Annotated in this window: 4 protein-coding genes; 3 read left to right on the forward strand and 1 reads right to left on the reverse strand. The window is 31.8% G+C overall.

Features of this window, described 5'->3' with window-relative positions; genetic code table 11:
• Positions 1–33: 33 nt before the first annotated feature.
• Positions 34–189, reverse strand: a complete 156-nt coding sequence (locus BT993_RS07365; RefSeq protein WP_158007940.1) for a hypothetical protein — start codon at positions 187–189, stop codon at positions 34–36.
• Between the two features lie 238 nt (positions 190–427).
• On the opposite strand from BT993_RS07365, the gene rpsL reads away from it, so the two are divergent.
• From rpsL to fusA, 3 genes are read left to right on the forward strand one after another with little or no spacing between them, the layout of a single operon-like run.
• Positions 428–799 carry a 30S ribosomal protein S12 gene (rpsL, locus tag BT993_RS06660; protein WP_012858232.1) on the forward strand — a complete coding sequence of 124 codons (372 nt, stop codon included), beginning with the start codon at positions 428–430 and terminating at the stop codon, positions 797–799.
• A 31-nt stretch (positions 800–830) separates the two neighbouring features.
• Positions 831–1301 carry a 30S ribosomal protein S7 gene (rpsG, locus tag BT993_RS06665; protein WP_012858233.1) on the forward strand — a complete coding sequence of 157 codons (471 nt, stop codon included), beginning with the start codon at positions 831–833 and terminating at the stop codon, positions 1299–1301.
• Positions 1302–1315: 14 nt separating this feature from the next.
• Positions 1316–3391: an elongation factor G gene (gene fusA / locus BT993_RS06670; RefSeq protein ID WP_072593790.1), complete on the forward strand. Its 2076-nt coding sequence runs from the start codon at positions 1316–1318 to the stop codon at positions 3389–3391.
• Positions 3392–3428: the final 37 nt, after the last annotated feature.

Genomic DNA, 3428 nt, shown 5'->3' on the forward strand with positions numbered 1-3428 from the left:
CCTAAATTCCAAAAGTAAATGTCCAAAAACAACTTAAACAAGATTTAAAAGACATTCATAAACTTCATAAGATGTTGAAGAATTGAAAATTTTTCTAGGATAATTATTCATAAAATTTTCAATAAATTTAACATCTTTTTTTCTTAATTTATTTATAGACCTATTTTTAGGAATAAATTTTATTGACAAATACGCCTAAATAGTGTATACTTGCCTAGTACAACAGTTTATGTTGTGGTTGGATATATGTTTAAATTATTGTAATTTCTACTTTAAATGATGACATTTAGGGTAGTTTTCTTGTGATTTTTATTGTTAGAACGTCAATAGAACCACGAGGGAATATAGACTTTAAAAAATGGGTAGGAATATTATCACGATGATTTAACTATATATGAATATTAAAATAAGTTTGGGAGGAGGAAATATGCCTACAATTAATCAATTAGTAAGATTTGGTAGAAGCACATCTGAAAAGAAAAAGAAATCACCTGCGTTAAAAGGGAATCCACAAAAAAGGGGTGTTTGTGTAAGAGTATATACAACTACACCTAAAAAACCTAACTCAGCGTTAAGAAAAGTTGCAAGGGTTAAATTAGTTAATGGTATTGAAGTTACTGCATACATTCCAGGAATTGGACATAACCTACAAGAACACTCTATCGTATTAATAAGAGGAGGAAGAACTAAGGATTTACCAGGGGTTAGATATAAGATAATAAGAGGAGCACTTGATACTGCTGGAGTTGTTAATAGAAAACAAGCAAGATCAAGATATGGAACTAAAAGACCTAAATAAATATAAATCATGAAGATGAAGGAGGCAAATCGTGTCAAGAAGAAAACAAGCTAAGAAAAGAGATGTTTTACCTGATTCAAAATTTAATGATATCATCGTAACTAAGTTCATTAATGGATTAATGGTTGATGGTAAGAAATCAGTTGCAGAAAACATTTTTTATTCAGCAATAGAAGAAATTGAAAAAGAAACAAACGAATCAGGATATGAAATATTCAAAAGAGCTATGGAAAATGTAAAACCACAAGTAGAAGTTAGATCAAGAAGAATCGGAGGAGCTACTTATCAAGTTCCAGTAGAGGTTAGAAAAGAAAGACAACAAACTTTAGCTATTAGATGGTTAGTAAAATATACTAGAGATAGAAAAGAATATGGAATGATACTTAAACTTAAAAAAGAATTAATTGCTGCTGCAAATAATGAAGGTGGATCAATCAAGAAAAAAGATGACACTTACAAAATGGCAGAAGCTAATAGGGCATTTGCTCATTACAAATGGTAATATAGGAGGAAATAATGGCGAGAAAGGTTGCTTTAAAAGATACTAGAAATATAGGTATCATGGCACATATAGATGCTGGTAAAACAACTACAACAGAAAGAATCTTATTCTATACAGGAGTTAACCATAAGTTAGGAGAAGTTCATGATGGAGCTGCTACTATGGACTGGATGGAACAAGAGCAAGAAAGAGGAATTACAATTACATCAGCAGCAACTACATGTTTCTGGAAAGGGCATAGAGTTAACATTATAGATACTCCTGGGCACGTTGATTTTACTGTTGAAGTTGAAAGATCTTTAAGAGTACTAGATGGAGCAGTTGCAGTATTCTCAGCAGTTGATGGTGTACAACCTCAATCAGAAACAGTTTGGAGACAAGCTGATAAATATAAAGTACCAAGACTTGCATTCTTTAATAAAATGGATAGAATTGGTGCAAACTTTGATATGTGTGTAAACGATATCAAACAAAAATTAGGTGGAAATGGTGTACCTATACAATTACCTATAGGAGCAGAAGATGCTTTTGAGGGAGTAATTGATTTAATAGAAATGAAAGAATACATCTTTACTGATAAACAAGGTGAGGATTATAAAGTTGTTGAAGTTAGAGATTCATTAAAAGATGATGCAGAACTTGCAAGAAATCATTTAATTGAGTCAATAGTTGAAACAGATGATGAATTAATGGAAAAATATTTTGCTGGAGAAGATATTTCAGTTGAAGAAATAAAAAGAGCATTAAGAATAGCTACAATAGCAGGAACTGTTGTTCCAGTATGTTGTGGAACTGCATTTAAAAATAAAGGTATCCAACCCCTATTAGATGCTATAGTAGCATATATGCCATCACCAGTTGATATAGAAGCTGTTAAAGGTATAGATCCTAAAACAGAAGCTGAAATTTCAAGAAAACCTGCTGATGAAGAAAAATTCTCAGCATTAGCATTTAAAATAGTTACAGATCCATTCGTAGGAAGATTATCTTTCTTTAGAGTTTATTCAGGAGTATTAGAAAAAGGTTCTTATGTATTAAACTCAACTAAAGGTAAAAAAGAAAGAATGGGAAGATTACTTCAAATGCACGCTAATAAGAGAGAAGAAATCGATATAGTTTATGCAGGAGATATAGCTGCAGCAGTTGGATTAAAAGATACAACTACAGGAGATACATTATGTGCTGAAGATGCTCCAATTATATTAGAAAAAATGGAGTTCCCAGAACCAGTTATCTCAGTTGCAGTAGAACCAAAAACTAAAGCTGACCAAGAAAAAATGGGAACAGCATTATCTAAACTTGCTGAAGAAGATCCAACTTTCCAAGTTAAATCTGACCAAGAAACAGGACAAACTATCATAGCAGGTATGGGAGAATTACACTTAGAAATAATTGTAGATCGTATGAAGAGAGAATTTAAAGTAGAAGCTAATGTTGGTAAACCACAAGTTGCTTACAGAGAAACTATACTTGGTTCTTCTGATGTTGAAGAAAAATATGCAAAACAATCTGGAGGACGTGGACAATATGGACATGTTAAAATCAGAATTGAAGCAAATGATGGAAAAGGGTATGAATTTGTTAATGAAATTACAGGAGGAGCAATTCCTAGAGAATATATTCCAGCTGTAGATAAGGGAATAAAAGAAGCTCTTGATTCAGGAGTTTTAGCTGGATATCCAGTACAAGATGTTAAAGTTACACTATATGATGGATCATACCATGAAGTGGATTCATCAGAAATGGCATTTAAAATTGCAGGTTCTATGGCAATGAAAAAAGCTTTAAGAGCTGCAAATCCTATCTTACTTGAGCCTATATTCAAGTTAGAAATTACAACACCTGAAGAATACATGGGAGATGTTATAGGAGATTTAAACTCAAGACGTGGAACTGTATCAGGAATGAATGATAGAAATAATGCAAAAATAATTTCAGGAGGAGTACCTCTATCAGAAATGTTTGGATATGCAACTGACTTAAGATCAAAAACTCAAGGAAGAGCAACATATTCAATGGAATTTGAAAAATATCAACAAGTTCCTAAAACTTTAGCAGAAAAAGTTATTGCAGAAAGAACAGGAAAATAATTAACTAAAGGAGAAAATAAAATGGCAAAACAAAAAT

The organism is Streptobacillus ratti, assembly GCF_001891165.1.
GTDB lineage: Bacteria > Fusobacteriota > Fusobacteriia > Fusobacteriales > Leptotrichiaceae > Streptobacillus > Streptobacillus ratti.